At 63.7% G+C, this 18562-nt stretch carries 16 protein-coding genes and 1 pseudogene; 14 read left to right on the top strand and 3 right to left on the bottom strand.

The genetic code is table 11. The features are described 5' to 3' along the window. Positions 1 to 38: 38 nt before the first annotated feature. Entirely contained in the window at positions 39 to 1244 is a 1206-nt protein-coding gene (locus GM909_RS12295; protein ID WP_157016684.1) for a universal stress protein, read from the bottom strand. 241 nt (positions 1245 to 1485) lie between these two features. On the opposite strand from GM909_RS12295, the gene GM909_RS12290 reads away from it, so the two are divergent. From GM909_RS12290 to GM909_RS12225, 14 genes are all read left to right on the top strand, one after another. Further along, entirely contained in the window at positions 1486 to 1872 is a 387-nt protein-coding gene (locus GM909_RS12290) for a DUF302 domain-containing protein (RefSeq protein WP_157016743.1), read from the top strand. A 148-nt stretch (positions 1873 to 2020) separates the two neighbouring features. Further along, on the top strand, positions 2021 to 3616 hold the full coding sequence (locus GM909_RS12285; RefSeq protein ID WP_157016683.1) for a bifunctional aminoglycoside phosphotransferase/ATP-binding protein: 1596 nt from the start codon (positions 2021 to 2023) through the stop codon (positions 3614 to 3616). A 460-nt stretch (positions 3617 to 4076) separates the two neighbouring features. Next, complete coding sequence (locus tag GM909_RS12280; RefSeq protein ID WP_157016682.1) at positions 4077 to 4784, top strand: ABC transporter ATP-binding protein; 708 nt, start codon at positions 4077 to 4079, stop codon at positions 4782 to 4784. Positions 4785 to 4789: 5 nt separating this feature from the next. Continuing rightward, entirely contained in the window at positions 4790 to 7153 is a 2364-nt protein-coding gene (locus GM909_RS12275) for an ABC transporter permease (RefSeq protein WP_157016681.1), read from the top strand. Between the two features lie 4 nt (positions 7154 to 7157). Beyond that, a complete protein-coding gene (locus GM909_RS12270; RefSeq protein WP_157016680.1) occupies positions 7158 to 8354 on the top strand; it encodes an efflux RND transporter periplasmic adaptor subunit in 1197 nt (398 codons plus the stop codon). Between the two features lie 45 nt (positions 8355 to 8399). Beyond that, the gene (locus tag GM909_RS12265) at positions 8400 to 8846 is read left to right on the top strand and encodes a pyridoxamine 5'-phosphate oxidase family protein (RefSeq protein ID WP_157016742.1); all 447 of its coding nucleotides are present in this window, start codon (positions 8400 to 8402) and stop codon (positions 8844 to 8846) included. A 145-nt stretch (positions 8847 to 8991) separates the two neighbouring features. Next, entirely contained in the window at positions 8992 to 9210 is a 219-nt protein-coding gene (locus tag GM909_RS12260; RefSeq protein ID WP_157016679.1) for a hypothetical protein, read from the top strand. Between the two features lie 239 nt (positions 9211 to 9449). Further along, positions 9450 to 9638, top strand: coding sequence for a periplasmic nitrate reductase, NapE protein (gene napE, locus GM909_RS12255; protein ID WP_157016678.1), 189 nt, complete (start codon positions 9450 to 9452; stop codon positions 9636 to 9638). 6 nt (positions 9639 to 9644) lie between these two features. Continuing rightward, positions 9645 to 10139, top strand: coding sequence for a ferredoxin-type protein NapF (locus tag GM909_RS12250; RefSeq protein WP_157016677.1), 495 nt, complete (start codon positions 9645 to 9647; stop codon positions 10137 to 10139). Continuing rightward, entirely contained in the window at positions 10132 to 10392 is a 261-nt protein-coding gene (locus GM909_RS12245) for a chaperone NapD (RefSeq protein WP_157016676.1), read from the top strand. Before GM909_RS12250 ends, GM909_RS12245 begins: the two co-directional genes overlap by 8 nt. Further along, the gene (gene napA, locus GM909_RS12240; protein ID WP_157016675.1) at positions 10389 to 12893 is read left to right on the top strand and encodes a periplasmic nitrate reductase subunit alpha; all 2505 of its coding nucleotides are present in this window, start codon (positions 10389 to 10391) and stop codon (positions 12891 to 12893) included. The genes GM909_RS12245 and napA overlap by 4 nt, the downstream gene beginning before the upstream one ends. Continuing rightward, positions 12863 to 13354, top strand: coding sequence for a nitrate reductase cytochrome c-type subunit (locus GM909_RS12235; RefSeq protein WP_157016674.1), 492 nt, complete (start codon positions 12863 to 12865; stop codon positions 13352 to 13354). Before napA ends, GM909_RS12235 begins: the two co-directional genes overlap by 31 nt. Before the next feature lie 3 nt (positions 13355 to 13357). Continuing rightward, positions 13358 to 14050, top strand: coding sequence for a NapC/NirT family cytochrome c (locus GM909_RS12230; protein ID WP_157016673.1), 693 nt, complete (start codon positions 13358 to 13360; stop codon positions 14048 to 14050). A 15-nt stretch (positions 14051 to 14065) separates the two neighbouring features. After that, on the top strand, positions 14066 to 14287 hold the full coding sequence (locus GM909_RS12225; RefSeq protein WP_157016672.1) for a nitrate reductase: 222 nt from the start codon (positions 14066 to 14068) through the stop codon (positions 14285 to 14287). A 107-nt stretch (positions 14288 to 14394) separates the two neighbouring features. Here the strand turns inward: GM909_RS12225 and GM909_RS12220 are convergent. Both GM909_RS12220 and GM909_RS12215 read right to left on the bottom strand, forming a co-directional pair. Next, positions 14395 to 17565, bottom strand: a pseudogene (locus tag GM909_RS12220) (efflux RND transporter permease subunit); the annotation flags it as partial. Next, entirely contained in the window at positions 17562 to 18560 is a 999-nt protein-coding gene (locus GM909_RS12215; RefSeq protein ID WP_157016670.1) for an efflux RND transporter periplasmic adaptor subunit, read from the bottom strand. The pseudogene GM909_RS12220 and the gene GM909_RS12215, both read right to left, overlap by 4 nt. Positions 18561 to 18562 lie beyond the last annotated feature (2 nt).

Genomic DNA, 18562 nt, shown 5'->3' with positions numbered 1-18562 from the left:
GGTGAGCGGATCCCTCCCGCTTTCCGGCGCCGCCAGCATCACAACACGGGGCCGCGCAGCGGCCGGTTATTTCTCTGATTGTTCGCCGCGTGATTGGCGTGATGCGCATGCGCACCCAGGACGACGAGAAGCGGTGCGCGTGCATGGGTGACCATATAGCCGGCGACGCTGCCGCAAGCCACGTCCGGCCGGCTGCTGCGACCATGAGCCGACATGACGAGCAGATCGATCTTCTCATTTTCGATCAGCCGTGCCAGGGTGCTGCGTACGTCGCCGTTGCGCACGACCAGGGCGCGCACGGCAAGCCCGGAACATGCGAGGCGGCTGCGAATCTGCTCGACATATTTGCGCGCCACGCGCTCGTTGCGCTCGCTTACCTGCTGACACAGCCTGTGGTCGTCTATTTCGAGCGGACCGGTCTCGGTCAGCTCAGGCGCAGGAATGATGTGCGCGAGAAGCAATTCCGCGCCGACGGCCCGTGAAATACGCGCAGCCAGCGGCAGGACACTCTCCGCCATGCGTGAGCCGTCGAGTGGAACCAAGACGCGCCCGTAGTGCACTTCAGCCGCCGCTTCTGCAGACGACGGTATCAGGAGCAGTGCGCCGCCCGAGCGGTCGACAAGTTTCCGCGCTGTTTCGCCCAGTTCCCAGTCGGCTGCATTCTCGTCCGCCGTCGTGCCGACCACGACAATGCCGGCTTTGAGTTCGCGCACAGAGCGGCAAATCTGGTCGACCGGTTTGCCTTCCGCGATCCTGATGTCCAGCTTTGGCATATTCGGGCGCTCTTTCCCCGCCGCCCGCCGGACCAGACCATGCGCCTCCTGCCGGCGAATACTCCACTCCACCGGATCGGCCGGCCCGTCCGATGACGGCGGCAGGTCCAGGACGTGGAGAAGCGTCAACGGCGCATTCAACGCCTCCGCCATCGCCATGGCATGCGAGATGAGCTTTCGGGTCGACGCCGAGGTGTCGACATAGGCCAGAACAGGCGAAGACACGCAGGATGGTGCTCGCTCTAAGACTTCCGTGGTGGATTCGTGAACATGGTTCGATACGGACGATGCCAGCATACCGGCCTCCCAATTGGTGGCTCGCATGGGACAAGATATGGCGCGGGTTGGTAAGCTTTCACCGAACCGGCGTTCCCAAGTCTGGCACTCGCCCCTGCGGAGCAGATCTGTTGCGTGTCGGTCAATGATGCACCAGTACGCCGTCCAGCCGCGCCGGTCGTTGATCCGCGTCAAAAAGGCATGATGGTGCTCCTCCTAGTGCAAAGAACACGCTGCTGTTTCAAACGATACTGCAGCCCGCCAAGGCGATCCTTGCGCTGCATCAAATGGCCGGGGCGGCGGCGACCACAGGGACCGCCAGACCGCCTTGCTCTGGATCAAGGCGCAAGAGTGCCTTGCGGGGTACCCGACGGGCAACGAGTCCAACGATACCGGTGAACAGGTCCTTCGCCGGCATGCCAAGAAAGGGCACTCCGTGAGTTATTATTTCAGCAAGACGCTCGACATGACCTTCAACGAGGCGACGACTCATGTGACGAAGGCGCTCGCGGCCAAGGGCTTCGGCGTACTCACCACCATCGACGTGCGCGCGACCATGAAGGACAAGCTGGGAGAAGAGTTCAAGCCGTATACGATCCTGGGCGCATGCAACCCGCACTTCGCATGGCGCGCACTGCAGCAGGAGGATAAGATAGGTACCATGCTGCCGTGCAATGTGATCGTCAGCGAAGTAGCGCCAGGCAAAATTGAGGTCGCGGCGGTGGATCCGCTTGCGTCGATGGCCTCGGTGGACAATCCGGCGCTGACCGAAATCGCCGGTGAGGTCCAACATCTGCTGCGTGATATCGTCCGGGATCTTTGATGGGGAACACCTCGCACGAGTCCCGGTTTCAAAGCCGCTGAGCTTCCGTGATGAGACACCAGACCTTCGCGGGCGCAATGCGGCGGAAGGACCCGTTGAGCATGCCAACGCCCGTCGAGCCAATATTGCCTGAAGGAGGCAGGGCCGGATGATCACCGACAACCAGGCAGCCGCGATCGCACTGCTGAGCAACCCGGCCTTTCACGGCGTCCGCGGGTCGGTCGATATCATCGAGACTCACATCTCACGCATATTTCTTGCAGGCGAGAGAGCGTGGAAAATGAAGCGCGCGGTAAAGCTGCCCTATGTCGACTTCTCCACGCCCGAGCTTCGCCTTGCGGCCTGTGCCAAGGAGGTGGAGCTGAATTCGAAGACCGCGCCGGGGCTGTATATCAGGTCCCATCAGATCACCGAGGAAGCCGATGGACGGCTTGCCTTGGATGGAACGGGACGTCTGGTTGATGCAGTGGTAGAGATGAAGCGATTCGAGCAGTCAAGCCTGCTCGATCGGTTGGCGCTCGCACGCAAACTCTCACCCGCCTTAATGAGCGAGACGGCGCAAATGATCGCGCGCTTCCATCGCGATGCTCCCATCGCCCATGAGCGCAGCGGCGCCGAAATCATGGCCGGCGTGCTTGATATCAACGAAGCGGGATTAGCCGGCAGCCACGTGTTCCGTGAGGCGGAGACGGCAACCTTCAACAAGGCTTTTCGTTCCGCCCTGGCGCGTCACGCCACCCTCCTCGATCGGCGGGCGATGGAAGGCAAGGTTCGCCGCTGCCATGGCGACCTTCACCTGAGGAACATCTGTCTCTTCAACGGCGCACCGCGGCTCTTCGACTGCATCGAGTTCAGCAAGGAGATCGCAACCGTCGATGTTCTTTACGACTTGGCCTTCCTGCTGATGGACTTGTGGCACCACGGCTTTGCCGCATTGGCGAACCTCGTTATGAACCGCTATCTCGACGAGACTGATGAGGATGACGGCTTCTCACTTCTTCCCTTCTTCATGGCCATAAGGGCGGCCGTGCGGGCGCACGTCACGGCGACGCTTGTCGAGGAGGGAGGCACGGCGGCGGGGCTCATCGACGAGCCTCGATCCTATTTTGACCTTGCTCTTGCCCTGCTTCGGGAGACTCCGCCGCGGCTGGTCGCCATTGCGGGCTTGAGCGGATCGGGCAAGACGAGTGTGGCGGAGATGCTCGCCGCAAACCTGGGCGTACCGCCGGGCGCACGGATCGTAGAGAGCGACAGGATCCGCAAGACCCTTTACGGCGTCCCGGCTGAAACACATCTTCCAAGTGACGCCTATCGGCCGGAGGTGTCGCAGAAGGTCTACCAGGAGATGGTTCGCCGCGCCGGCCTTATTCTGCGCCAAGGCGGCTCGGTGATTGCCGATGCGGTGTTCGAGCGGGCGACCGACCGTATCAAGATCGAAGCGGAAGCCCGCAAGATCGGCCTGCCCTTTCTGGGTTTCTGGCTCGATGCGGATCCGGCGAGCCTCCGGCAACGGGTCGAAACGCGTCGGGGCGGGCCGTCCGACGCCACGGCCGACGTTCTGGCGCGCCAACTGCAGCGGCACATCGACTATTCCTACTGGACGAAGATCGACGCCGGACGCGACCTGGAAACGATCGTTGCGGACATCCTCGCACACCTCGAAGAGGCGCATACGCCTAGCGAGAGAACAGAGGCGCGAGTTCGTTCTAGGGCTGGGTCTTCAGGACATCGGCGGCCTCGATAGGCACGGATACGGAACGTTTAGGCGCCCTCTATCTCGGGAGGTCCGCAATCCGATTGAAGAGCGCAGCTATGTCGGCATTGTGCACGGCCATCTGTTCATTTGGCTTGAATGAAAGGCGTCGCGTTCATTGGCGTCATGGCCGATACGTTACGGCCCACAGCAATCAGCCGCGGGATTGACACCACTCGAAATCCTGAGGGAGCGTCTCGCCCGCGACGAGGTTGATAAGCAAGAGTCCGCGGAACACCGGCACGTGCCCGACAAATAGGCCGCATCGATCACGATATCTCGCCCGGCGAGATTCTCCAAGTCCGTAACGCCATGAAGAAATCGCCGCCAGCCGTGGCAGCGGATCAACGAACTGCTTTCGGGATGGCAGCCAGAGCAGCGGCTTGATGCGCATCAAGGCAGTGCGGCCCCGACCTCCTATCAAAGGCGGACAAATACCGAGGCCGCTTTCATGGACAATCCGATCTTCTCCGCCCATAACCTGACGAAGGTTTATCGCTCCGGCGAAGTCGAGGTCTTTGCGCTTCGCGGCGTGAATCTCGACCTTGAACAAGGTGAGATGGCGGTTCTGCTCGGTCCCTCGGGCAGCGGCAAGTCAACCCTCCTCAACATCATGGGCGGGCTCGATCGCGCGACCTCGGGTACGGTGCACTTTCGCGATCAGAATCTCACCGCCTTCTCCGAGCGGCAGCTCACCCGCTTCCGGCGCGACCATATCGGCTTCGTGTTCCAGTTCTACAACCTGATCCCCAGCCTCACGGCCTGGGAGAATGTCGCACTCGTCACGGAGATTTCACCGAATCCCATGGCGCCCGAGGAGGCGCTGGAGATGGTGGGCCTGAAGGGGCGCATGACGCACTTCCCGGCCCAGCTCTCGGGCGGCGAGCAGCAGCGCGTGGCAATCGCCCGCGCCATCGCCAAGCGGCCGGAGGTGATGCTCTGCGACGAGCCGACCGGCGCGCTCGATTCCAAGACCGGCATCATCGTCCTCGAAGCGCTCTGGCGCATCAACGAAGAGCTGAAGACCACCATGGCGATCATCACCCACAACGCCGGAATCCGGGATATCGCCCACCGCGTCTTCACATTCAGGGATGGCCGGATCGCGGATGCCATGGTCAATGAAAAGCGGGCCCAGCCCGCCGAAGTGAGCTGGTGAAGGCGATGTCCGTTCTGGACAGGAAATTGCTGCGTGACCTCTTCCGCCTGTGGGCGCAGGTTCTGGCGATCGCCCTTGTCATGGCCTGCGGGGTGGCGACGATCATCCTTGCGATCGGCGCCTACCGCTCGCTGGAAGAAACGCGTTCGGCCTTCTACGACCGCTACCGGTTCGCGACCGTCTTTTCAGGGCTGACGCGCGCTCCCTTGCAGATCAAGAACGAACTCGCCTCGATCTCCGGCGTGAGCGGGATCGAGCTGCGCATCGTCAAGCCGGTCCTGCTCGATATGCCTGGAATGGCCGAGCCCGCCACCGGCATCGCCGTCTCGATCCCCGACCATGGCGAACCCGCCGTCAACCGGCTCTATCTGCGCTCAGGCCGGCTTCCGGAGCCCGGCCGTACCGGTGAGATCGCCGTGACGGAGCCCTTTGCCCTCGCCCACCGAATGGTGCCCGGGAGCCGGTTCGACGCCATCATGAACGGCCGAAAGCGCACGCTGGTCGTCACGGGCATCGTTCTGTCGCCCGAATACATCTATGCCATCGGCCCCGGCGACATGATTCCGGACCAGCGGCGCTTCGGCGTCTTCTTCATGCCGCGCGCGGCGCTGGCGGGCATCTTCGACATGGAAGGCGCATTCAACGACGTCGCCCTGCGCACGCAGAGGAACGCCGACCTCAGCGAAATCATCGACACGCTCGATGCCGTTCTGGGCCCCTATGGCGGTACGGGCGCGCATGACCGGACCGACCAGATCTCGCACACATTCCTCGACGAGGAGCTGGCCCAGCTTCGCGCCATGGCAGCCGTCATCCCGCCTGTCTTCCTGTTCGTCTCGGCGTTCCTCGTCAACATGATCCTGACGCGGCTCATCGCGCTCGAACGCGAACAGGTGGGGCTCATGAAGGCGGTCGGCTACGGCTCCGCGGCAATCGCCTGGCACTACGCCAAACTGACGCTCGTCATCGCGCTCATCGGCATCGTCATCGGCTCCATTGCAGGTGACTGGCTGGGCCGCGGCATGACGCGGCTCTATGCCCAGTTCTATTCCTTCCCGTTCCTCATCTTCCGTCAGAGCCTCGATCTCTACGAGATCGCCGCGATCGTCAGCGCCGTTGCCGCGCTGGCGGGCAGCATGCGCTCGATCTGGAGCGTCGCCAGCCTGCCACCTGCCATCGCCATGCAGCCGCCAACGCCGACGCGGTATCGCAGTTTCTTTTCCGAGGGCGCACACCATCTGAGGATATTCTCGCAGCTGACGATCATGGCCTTGAGGCATCTGGTGCGTTGGCCGGTGCGCACGCTGCTCACGGCTTTCGGTACCTCGCTTGCCGTGGCTCTCCTGATCATGGCCCTCTTCTCCTTCGATTCCGTCGCCTTCATGGTCGACACGGTGTTCTTCCGCACCGAGCGTCAGGATGCCACGATCGCATTCGCCAACGAGCGGTCGCCACGGGCGCTGCAGTCCGTCGCCGCCATGCCGGGTGTCCTACGTGCGGAAGGTTTTCGCGCGACACCGGTAATCCTGCGTTACGGACACCGCGAGCGGCGCCTGACGATCTCCGGCATGATGGAGAACCCGGATCTCGCGCGCATGCTGGACAAGGCGCTCGATCCCGTTGAGCCGGCGCCGGTCGGCCTGATGATCTCCGAATGGGTCGCCAAGCTGCTCCACCTCCAGGTGGGCGATATCGCCGAAGTGGAGCTTCTCGAACGGGCACACCGCAAGGTGGCCGTTCCCGTCAGCGCCATCGTGGAAAGCTATGTCGGGCTCGCCGTCTATATGCGCGCCGACGCCCTCGACCGTGTGATCGGCGATGGCCCGCGACTATCCGGCGTCCGCGTGAAAATCGATTCCTCCCGGCTCGACGACCTGTACACGACGATCAAGGAGACGCCCGCCGTCGCGGCGATTGCCCTGCAGGGCTTGTCGCGCCAGCGCTTCCGCGAGACGATCGAGAAGAACATCACGATCATGACCAGCGTCTATACGGCGCTTGCGGTCATCATCACATTCGGTGTCGTCTACAACTCCGCCCGCATCCAGTTCTCCGAGCGGGCGCGGGAGCTGGCGAGCCTGCGCGTGTTCGGCTTCACCAATGGCGAGGTATCGAGCGTGCTCCTGATCGAGCTCGGCGCCATGGTGCTTCTCGCGCAGCCACTCGGCTGGCTGCTCGGATATCTTCTTTCCTGGTCGGTCGTACGAGGTTTCGAGAGCGACCTGTTCCGCGTCCCCTTCGTCATCAACCGATCCACCTTCGCCATTGCAAGCCTCATCGTCGTAACCGTTGCGGCGATCTCGGCGCTGATCGTGCGCCGCCGCATCGACAGGCTCGATCTGGTGCGCGTTCTCAAGACAAGGGAATGATCCAATGAAATCCCCCTGGTTCAAACGCATTCTCTTCGGGCTTGCCGCCGTCGCGGTGATCGCCCTCTTGGCCTGGTCCCTGCGCGAGCAGCCGGCCCTCGTCGACGTGGCTGAAGTGAAGCAGGGACCGATGAAGGTGACGATCCGTGAGGAAGGCGTCACCCGGGTTCGCGAGGTGTATGCCGTCTCCGCTCCGATCGCCGGGCAACTTTCGCGCACCCTGCTCAACGAGGGTGATCGCGTAAAGGCCGGCGAAACCGTGGTCGCGGCGATCCATCCGCTCGCCCCGCCGCTGATCGACAGGCGCACCGAGGCCGAACTGCTCGCCGCCCGCGATGCCGCGCGCTCCGGCGTGGGCATTGCCGAGAGCGAACTGCAACGCGCCGAGACCGCCCTGCGCCTTGCCGAGACGGAACTCGGCCGCGCGCTCAAGCTGGCGGTGCCAGGCGTCATTTCCGAGAGCGCTCTGCTTCGCGCAACGAACGAATTCGAACTGCAGAAGGCGGCAGTGGAAGCCGCAAAGGCGACAGTCGGATTCCGCCGCGCGGAGCTTGCGAGCGCGGGGGCTCGCCTCATGCAGCCGGGATCCGCAGCTTTGGCTGCCGAAGGCTGCTGCGTCGATGTTCTCGCGCCCGTGGACGGTGTCGTGCTCGCCGTGGCGGCCAAGAGCGAACAGGCTGTGGCGGCCGGGGCGCGCATCGCGGATATCGGCAACACCACCGACCTCAAAATCGTGGCCGACCTTCTATCGGCCGATGCTGTCCGCATCGGCCCCGGAACCAAGGCGCTTGTGCGGGACTGGGGCGGTGAGCGCAGCCTTGAGGCCACTGTCCGCCGCGTCGATCCCGCTGCCTTTACGAAAGTCTCCGCCCTCGGCATCGAGGAGCAGCGTGTCAACACCGTTCTCGATCTCGACGAGGGTGACGTCCGGCTGGGCCACGGCTACCGTGTTTTCGTGGAACTGGCCATCTGGGAATGTGCCGACTGCGTGCAGGTGCCCATCAGCTCCCTGTTCCGGAACGGGGCCGATTGGAGTGTCTTCGTTCTCGAGGACGACCGCCTGCGGCAAGTTACGTTGGAGATCGGGCAGTTGAACGACGAAGTCGCCCAAGTGCTCGGCGGCATCGAAGCCGGCGACAGCGTGGTACTTCACCCAGCGGACACACTCGCCGAGGGAAGCCGCGTGGAGCGCCGCAACTGAGGGCCAGCGTGCAGGGGATCCGATTGGTTAACGGGAGATGGAATGATGTTGATACTTACCTTGAACAAGACCGAATGCGAGGCCCTGTTGGCCGAGAACCGGGTTGGGCGACTGGCTTGTGCTAAGGATGGCCAGCCCTATCTCGTGCCGGTTTACTACGCTTACGCCAAGAACTACCTTTATGCGTTTTCCATGCCCGGCAAGAAGATCGACTGGATGAGGGCCAACCCGCTTGTGTCGGTTTTGGTCGAGGATCGGGGGCAAGGGCGCGAATGGCGCAGTGTGATTGTCGACGGCTCCTACGAGGAACTGCCGGACCGCATCGGTCACAAGCGTGAACGCGAATACGCTTGGTCGCTCTTGAGCAAACACGCCAATTGGTGGGAGCCAGGTGGCCTCAAGCCGGTGATGCCACCAGTGTCGGATCATTCACCCCACGTCTTTTTCCGCATCTCTGTCGATGATATCTCAGGACGGGAGGCCAAGGTGTAGGGCCTTGTCAGCTGGCCTCGCTCGGCCGCACGCCGTAGCGGGCGCAGGATCGTGGAAGCCAACCGCGCCGTCCGTCGCATATCGCCAGAGCTCGCGAGAAGCCGGCGCTTCTGGGTTTTCGCTTTCATCGATCCGCGCGACAGCGATGGTGGCGATCCTGTGCATGTTGCTAATCATCATCATCATCATCATCATCGAGCCCAGAACCTCTCCAGTAATAGATGCTCTGGCGCTCGCAGCCGCCCTCCGCTTCGGCACCTGCTGCGTGCTGCTCTTGATGCGCGACGCCGAAGACATGGGAGGCACACCTGCCCCGTCACTCTTTGGAGCTCGTTCTGCTGCTTCTCTTCGCCCTGCGACCTGAGACAGCGACGCCGCACGCGCTGGCTTCCCACTTGATAGCTCCATTCATGGGGGCTGATCAGTCCGAGAGTACTTCTCGTTCCGGTACCGATCGCCCGAAGCATACTACAATTTCACTTGTCGCAATAGTTTCGCTCGGCCGCTATGCCGTAGAGAGTCAAGGACTTGAAAAAGTACTTTCCGGCTATAGGCTTCTGTGAGAGGCGCACTTGCCTGCATTCCGAGCCGAGAGGGGCGGCCATGTCGGAAGCACCTGCAGAACAGGAAAAACCGGAAGAGCGGAACGCGCGCCGGCGTGAGCTCGTCACCTTCCTGGTACTCGCCTTCGGCATCTGGCCGCTGGTGGCAGTCGGTGTCGTAGGCGGTTACGGCTTTCTCGTTTGGATGTGGCAAATCATTTTCGGCCCGCCGGGCCCGCCGGGAGGCTGAGCGGCGATGGGAGGACAAGCACTTTCCAGACGTTCCTTTCTGCGCGGCGGCCGGCACGAGACCCCTGCAGCCGCGCGCCCCCCGGGGCTGGTGTTCGAGCGTCTTGGCGACTGCACCGCTTGTGGTGCCTGCGAGGAAGTCTGCCCGACCGGAATCGTCTCGCTCTTCGAAGGCACACCGGTGCTCGACTTCACCGCTGGCGAATGCACCTTCTGCGGCGCTTGCGGCGATGCCTGCCCCGAGGTGCTGTTCGATGAAGCACCTTCCACCTTCAATCATGCAATCGAAATTGCCAACACCTGTCTCGCAAAAGCGGGCATTTCCTGCATGACCTGCCGCGATTCCTGTCCCGAGGATGCGATCCGCTTCCGTCCGCGCATCGGTGGGCCCTTCCTGCCCGAAATCGTAGAGGACGCCTGCACCGGTTGCGGCGCCTGCATTGCAAGCTGCCCGTCGCAGGCCATCGCTGCCGTTCCTATTCCGGAGATCGCGCATGGTTGAAAAGCGCTATCACATCTCCAGCGCGGTGGTATCCGTGCTGCCTCATGCGGCCGAGGCCGTGCGCGCGCAGGTCGAGACGATCGCGGGCGTGGAGGTGCATGCCTGCGAGAAAGGCAAGATCATCATCACCATCGAGGGAGACAGCACGCGTGCGCTGGGTGACACGCTCTCCCGGATTGCGCTTTTTGACCACGTCGTTTCAGCAAACATGGTCTTCGAACATGCCCAGGAACTCCAGGAGAATCCAACATGACGGCTGAATTCACCCGGCGCGAGCTGCTCAAGACGCAGGCAGCGGCCATTGCAGCGGCCACCGCTGGCGTCGCGCTTCCCGCCTCCGCCCAGCCGGTGCCGGGCGGCGTCAGTGCACTGGAGATCAACTGGTCGAAGGCGCCCTGCCGCTTCTGCGGCACGGGCTGTGGCGTCATGGTGGGCGTGCGCGAGGGCCAGGTGGTTGCCACCCATGGCGACATGCAGGCCGAGGTCAATCGCGGGCTCAACTGCGTCAAGGGCTACTTCCTGTCGAAGATCATGTATGGCGAGGACCGGCTGACCACGCCCCTGATGCGCAAGAGAAACGGCGTCTTCGACAAGGAAGGCGAGTTCGAGCCCGTCTCCTGGGACGAGGCCTTCGACGTGATGGCGGAAAAGTGCAAACAGGTGCTGCGTGAGAAGGGCCCGACAGCCGTCGGAATGTTCGGCTCGGGCCAGTGGACGATTTTCGAAGGCTATGCGGCCACCAAGCTGATGCGCGCGGGGCTGCGCTCCAACAATCTCGATCCCAACGCCCGCCACTGCATGGCGTCGGCTGCGACCGCCTTCATCCGCACCTTTGGCAGCGACGAGCCGATGGGATGCTACGACGATTTCGAGCATGCCGACGCCTTCGTGCTGTGGGGCTCCAACATGGCGGAGATGCACCCGATCCTGTGGACCCGCGTGGCCGATCGGCGGCTCGGGCACCCGCATGTGCGCTGCGCCGTACTCTCAACCTTCACCCACCGCTCGATGGACCTCGCCGACATCCCGATCATCTTCAGGCCCGGCACGGATCTGGCGATTCTCAACTACATCGCCAGGCACATCATCGAGACGGGCCGCGTGAACGAGGAGTTCGTGAACCGGCACACCACCTTCATGCGCGGCGCGGTCGACATAGGCTACGGGCTGAGGGCCGAGCACATCCTCGAGCAAGAGGCATCCGGGGCCGGCGATCCAGGGCGCATGGACCCCATGACCTTCGAGGAGTTCCGGGAGTTCGTGGGCCAATACACGCTGGAGCGGACCGTCGAGATCACCGGAGTGGAGCCGGCTTTCCTGGAGGAACTGGCGGAGCTCTACGCCAACCCCGAGATCAAGGTCATGTCGCTTTGGACCATGGGCTTCAACCAGCATGTGCGCGGGGTCTGGGCCAACCACATGGTCTACAACATCCACCTTCTGACCGGGAAGATATCGGAGCCCGGCAACAGCCCCTTCTCGCTGACGGGCCAGCCGTCGGCCTGCGGAACGGCGCGCGAGGTGGGCACCTTTGCCCACCGGCTGCCGGCCGACACGGTGGTGACGAACCCGGACCACCGCCATCACGCGGAGGAGATCTGGCGCATCCCGCACGGCATCATCCCCGAGGTGCCGGGCTATCACGCCGTGCAGCAGGATCGCATGCTCAAGGACGGGCTCCTCAATTTCTACTGGATCCAGGTCAACAACAACTTGCAAGCCGCCCCCAACAACAGCCAGGAGACTTATCCCGGCTATCGCAATCCGGAGAACTTCATCGTCGTCTCCGACGCTTATCCCACGGTGACGGCACGCGCGGCGGACCTGATCCTGCCTGCTGCCATGTGGGTTGAGAAGGAGGGTGCCTACGGCAATGCCGAGCGGCGTACCCATGTCTGGCACCAGCTCGTGCAGGCGCCGGGTGAGGCGCGCTCCGACCTGTGGCAGCTCGCAGAGTTTTCCAAGCGCTTCACCACTGACGAAGTGTGGCCGGAGGAAATCCTGGCGGAAAATCCGGACTATCGCGGGCGCACACTTTTCGACGTCCTCTTTCGCAACGGCAATGTCGATCAATTTTCCGTCGATGAGATCGATCCGGAGTATCCCAACAACGAGGCGCAGGACTTCGGCTTTTACATTCAGAAGGGCCTGTTCGAGGAATATGCAGAATTCGGACGTGGCCACGGGCACGATCTTGCCCCTTACGACCGCTACCATCAGGAACGCGGCCTGCGTTGGCCGGTGGTCGACGGGCAGGAGACACGCTGGCGCTATCGGGAAGGGTATGACCCCTATGTCGGGCCCGGCGAAGGGGTGAATTTCTACGGCAGGCCGGATGGGCGCGCCGTCATCCTCGCCGTGCCATACGAACCGCCGGCCGAATCCCCGGACGAGGAATATGATCTGTGGCTCGTCACCGGCCGTGTGCTGGAGCACTGGCATTCCGGCTCCATGACCATGCGCGTGCCGGAGCTCTATCGCGCCTTCCCCGGAGCGGTCTGCTTCATGAACGCGGACGACGCCCGCCGTAAAGGGCTCAACCAGGGAATGGAGATCCGCCTGATCTCGCGCCGCGGCGAAATCCGGACGCGGCTGGAAACGCGCGGGCGCAACCGCATGCCGCGCGGCGTGGTCTTCGTACCTTGGTTCGACGCCAGCCAGCTCATCAACAAGGTCACGCTCGACGCCACCGACCCCATTTCAAAGCAAACGGATTTCAAGAAATGCGCCGTGAGAATCGAATCCGTCGCCTGACCGCGCGGCGCAGGCTCGCCCTAGCCGTCCTCGCCTCGCTACTTGTCATGGGCACTGCCGCGCTCGCCCAGATGGCGGCGGAACTGACCGGCCCCACGCCGCCCATGGAGAACGTGCCGGCCGATCCCATCCCGCGCTGGGTCGTCGACGACATCCGTCAGATGCGCGCCTATCCAGAGCAGCCGCCGGTGATCCCGCATTCCATCGAGGGCTATCAGCTTTCGGTCAATGCCAACCGCTGTCTTTCCTGCCACAAGCGCGAATTTGTTCAGGGCTCAGGCGCTCCAATGATCAGCATCACCCATTACATGAACCGGCAAGGCCAGATGTTGGCCGACGTCTCGCCGCGTCGCTACTTCTGCACCGCCTGCCACGTGCCCCAGGCCAACACACCGCCGCTTATCGGAAACACGTTCACCGACATGAGCGAGCTCGGCGTCGAGCACGCGGGGGACGAATAGGCGATGGAGACGATCAAGAGGATCCTCCGATGGGCCTGGATGCAGATCTCGCGCCCGGCGGCAACCTTGAGCCTCGGCTTCCTGACGCTCGGTGGTTTCCTAGGCGGCGTGATCTTCTGGGGCGCGTTCAACACCGCGCTCGAAGCCACCAACACGGAAGAATTCTGCATCTCGTGCCACGAGATGGAAGCGAACGTCTATGAGGAGCTGACGCGCACGGTCCATTTCTCCAATCGTTCCGGCGTGCGCGCCTCCTGCCCGGACTGCCACGTACCGCACGAATGGACCGACAAGATCGCCCGCAAGATGCAGGCCTCGAAGGAGGTCTGGGGCAAGATCTTCGGCACCATCAATACCCGACGGAAATTTCTCGATGAGCGGCTGCGGCTGGCCCAGCACGAATGGGCGAGGCTCAAGGCGAACGACAGCTTGGAATGCCGCAACTGCCATTCCTCCGTGGCGATGGATCTTTCCCGCCAAACCCCGCGCGCGGCCGAGATCCACACGCGCTATCTCTTGCCTGGCGAGGCCACCTGCATCGACTGCCACAAGGGCATCGCCCACGAGCTGCCCAATATGGAAGGCGTCGATCCGGGCTGGCTCGTCCCGCCCGAACTGCAGGGCGAGGCGTTGCCGCAAGCATCCGTCATTGACGAGTTGGAAGCGCGGGTAAGGACGGCCCACGACATCCGCTGAAGCCGGAGGCAACAAATGGCTGACCAGATGAAACGGGGGCGATGGAGCCTGTGGCGCGCCTTCCTTTTGGGTGCGGTGCTCGGTGCGCTCGTAGGCGTGGCCTGGGGTTCTCTGGACTATGGCGCATTCGACGTCGCCTATCTCAGCAACCACGTCCTCGGGGTGGCACTGATGGGCGGCGCGCTGTTCGTCGCTCTTGCTGCGTTCCTGAACTGGAGGAGACGCAACCCTTTGTGAGCCGGATTCGTCTTCCGCCCAAGGCTGCCTCAAGCCGAGAGCGCAACCTCCTCGAGTTCGCCTTCCGATCGCGCGGGACTTGCCCCTGTTCCCCTCAGCGCCACATAGATCGCCGGGATGACCAGCACCGTGAGCGCGGTCGAAGATGCAAGCCCGAAGAGCAGTGAGATCGCCAGGCCCTGGAAGATCGGATCGGCGAGGATGACCGCCGCGCCGATCATCGCCGCGATCGCGGTGAGCAGGATCGGCTTGAAGCGTATGGCGCCGGCTTCCAGAAGCACATCGATCAGCGGCCGCTCGGGCGTATGCGCATGACGGATGAAGTCCACGAGCAGGATCGAGTTGCGCACGATGATGCCGGCAAGCGCGATGAAGCCGATCATGGAAGTCGCCGAAAAAGGCGCGCCGAACAGCCAGTGCCCGAGCATGATGCCGATGAAGGTGAGCGGGATCGGTGTCAGGATGACCAGCGGCAGCTTGAAGGAGCCGAACTGGGCGACGACGAGGATGTAGATGCCCAGAATGGCGACCATGAACGCCGCGCCCATGTCGCGGAACGTGACCCAGGTCACCTCCCACTCCCCATCCCACAGCAGGGTCGGATAAGACTCGTCGTCGGGCTGGCCATTGAGCGCGAACACGGGCTTCGGCACGTCGCCCCAATCGGCCTCTTCGATGGCATCGGCCACCGCCATCATCCCGTAGACCGGAGCCTCGAACTGTCCGGCAAGCTCCGCCGTCACCATCTCGGCGGCACGGCCGTTGTGCCGGAAGATCGGGAAGGATGCCGGCTCCCGCGTCACCGTGACGACATCCCCGAGTTCGACGATGCCTCGGCCGCCCGGCAGCGCGTTGGCCGGCACCGGCGTAGCCAGCGCCCTTTCATTGATCACTTTTTCGCCTTTGGGCAGCGCAATGCGGATCGGGATCGGCTGCCGCCCGCCTCCACGATGCGAATAGCCGACGGTCGAACCGGAGTAGAGCGCACGGATCGCGTCGTAGACGTCGGCCTGTTCGACCTTGTGGTATTCGAGATTGTCCTGATCGATGCCAAGCCGCACCCGTTCGTGCCGGACGCCGTAGGAGTCGTCCACGTCGACGATGAAGGGAACGCTCTCGAAGGTGTCACGCACCTTCGCCGCGACAGCGCGCCTGGTCTCCGGGTCGGGACCATAGATCTCGGCGAGCAGGGTCCCCATGACCGGCGGCCCCGGCGGCGGCTCGACGACCTTGATCGCCGTCCCCTCCGGCAAGCCGAGACCCGCCAGGCGCTCTCGTAGCTCAAGTACAATGTCGTGGCTGGCGCGATCACGCTCACCTTTCGGCAGGAGGTTGACCTGCACATCTCCCAACTCCGGGGACGAACGCAGGTAGTAGTGGCGCACCAGGCCATTGAAGTTGAACGGGGCAGAGGTGCCCGCATAGCTCTGGAAAGAGACGACCTCCGGAACCGAAGCAAGGCGATTGACGATCTGCTGCAAGGCGCGATCAGTATCCTCCACCGATGCGCCTTCGGGCAAGTCGACGACCACCTGCAGTTCCGTCTTGTTGTCGAAGGGAAGCAGCTTGACCGTCACGTCCTTGGTGTAGATGAGCACCAGAGACGCGAGCGTGGCGACGCCGACCAACAGCAGGAAGATCCAGGCGCGCAGACGCGATCTAAGGATCGGCCGGGCTATCGCCATATAAGCCTTCCCGAGCCGGCCGCCATGGTCGTCGCCATGCCCGTGGGCAGGGCCTTCACCGCCCTTCCCCGCAAATTTCAGCATCAGCCACGGCGTCAGCATGACGGCCACGAAGAAGGAAAACAGCATCGCGGCGGATGCGTTCGCCGGGATCGGGCTCATATAGGGCCCCATCATGCCCGACACGAACAGCATGGGCAGGAGGGCTGCGACCACCGTCAGCGTCGCCACGATGGTAGGGTTGCCGACCTCCGCGACAGCCTCTATCGCCCCCTGGGCGCGCGTGCGGCCGTCCTTCATCGCCCAATGGCGCGCGATGTTCTCGATCACCACGATGGCGTCGTCCACCAGGATGCCGATCGAGAAGATGAGCGCGAAGAGGCTCACGCGGTTGAGCGTGTAGCCCATGACGCGCGAGGCAAAGAGCGTGAGCAGGATCGTCGTGGGGATCACCACCGCGACGACCAGCGCCTCCCGCCAGCCGATCGCGAAAGCGACGAGGAGTACAATGGAGACCGTGGCCAGCCCCAGATGAAAGAGCAGCTCGTTTGCCTTCTCGTTGGCCGTCTCGCCATAGTCGCGCGTGACCGTCATCTCGACATCTTCGGGGAAGATCTGCCCGCGCACCTGCTCCAGCCGGTGGATGATGGTCTCGGCGATGACAACGGCATTGGTGCCGGGCCGCTTGGCGATCGCGAGGGAGACGGCGGGCAGGCGTTCAAGCCCCTCCTCCGTCTTGCGCACCTCCGTGACACGGCTTTCGTTCGGCTCGGTCGCAAGCACCACCTGGGCCACGTCGCGCACATAGACGGGCCGGCCGTCGCGGGCCGTGACGAGAAGATTGCCGATCTCGCTTTGCGTCTGCAGCGTCTGGCCGGCGAGCAACGTGCGCTGCCCGCCTTCTTCACGCACGGTCGCCGCCTGGAACGAGCGATTGGCCCCCTCCACCTTGGCGGAAAGCTGCTGCAGCGTGACGCCATAGAGCGACAACTTTTCGGGATCGGGCTCGATGCGGATTTCCTCCGGCTGCTCGCCGACGATATAGGTGAGGCCGATATCGGGGAGCTTCGCCACCTCGACCTGCAATTCGCGCGCAAGGCGCGTCAGCCCGTTGGCCGTCCAGCGCTCGGCATCCTCAGGGCTCGGTGTGAGGGTGACGACGACGATGGCGACGTCGTCTATGCCCCGGCCCACGATCAGCGGCTCGGGGATGCCGACAGGAATGCGATCCATATTGGCTCGCACCTTCTCGTGGACGCGCAGGATCGCGGCATCCGCACTCGTGCCGACCAGAAAGCGCGCCGTCACCAGCGCACCGTCGTCCTGGGTCTGGGAATAGACATGCTCGACACCGTCGATGCTCTTGACGATGGCTTCCAGCGGCTCCGTCACGAGCTTGACCGCATCCTCCGCCTTCAGGCCGTTGGCCTGGACATGGATGTCGACCATCGGCACGGAGATCTGCGGCTCCTCCTCGCGCGGGAGCGTGACCAGGGCCACGAGACCGAGCGCGAAAGCAGCAAGCAGAAAGAGCGGTGTGAGCGGCGAAGCGATGAAGGCGCGGGTGAGCCCGCCGGCGATGCCGAGCTTCATGGGACGAGCACCTTGTCGCCCGCCCGCAGGCCGCTCAGGATCTCGATCCGCTCTCCGGCGGCATCGGCGATGCTCTCGCCCAGAATGACGGCGATGTCCGTCGGCCCATCGGCTGTCGCCAGGCTGACATAGTCGATGCCGTGCCGCGTCGTTATCGCCTCGGGCGGCACGGCGACAACATCGCGGCTGCCGACAGGAATCCACACGAGCGTGCGCTCATTGACGAAATAGTCGCCGAGGCCCGCCACCTCGACATCGGCAATCACGCGGCCTTCCGAAATCTCCGGGTAGACCTTTGCGATGCGGCCTTCGAACTCCGTTTCCGCCGCAGCACTACCGCGAAGGCCACGCTGGCCGAGACGCACAATGGCCCCTTCCCTGATCTCGGCGGCGTGTCGCTCCGGCAGGGAGAGGCGAAGATAATATTGACCGGAGGCAATGCGCGCCACCTCCTCGCCGGACAGGACAACGGAGCCGGGGGTGACCGGCACCGTGAGGACACGGCCGGTGGCCGGCGCAAGAACCTCGCCCTCCCGGGCCCGCTGCTCCAGCACGGCCTTGCTCGCCTCCGCCGCCGCAAGCTGATTGCTGGCGACCTCGAACTGGGTCCTGGCCTGGTCCACACGTCCCTGTGAGACGACGCCGCGGGCGAGGAGCTGCTCGGCGCGATCGAGCTCGGTTCGAGCGTTGTCGAGCTGCGAAGTGATCTCCTTGATCCTCGCCTCCGCCGCATCCAACTCAAGCGCGATCTTGTCGTCGACGACGATGGCGACCACCTGCCCCTCTTCCACCTCACTGCCCTCGGTGACATGGATGGCGCGGATGGTGCCGCCGGTGCGGGCGCGCGCCGGCACGACCGTGCGGCTTCGCACCTGGCCGAAGACGGCTTTCATCTCAGGCGTGACGATCGTGTTCACCGTGAATTCGCCGGCCAGGGCGGGATGAGCGGTGGCGGCCGCGAGCAGCAGGACAACGAGGAGGTTAAAGCGCGCCATGG

Source organism: Mesorhizobium xinjiangense, assembly GCF_009749525.1.
GTDB lineage: Bacteria > Pseudomonadota > Alphaproteobacteria > Rhizobiales > Rhizobiaceae > Mangrovimarina > Mangrovimarina xinjiangensis.
The sequence above is the reverse complement of the archived record's forward strand: the minus strand, read 5'-3'. Positions and strand labels throughout refer to the sequence as shown.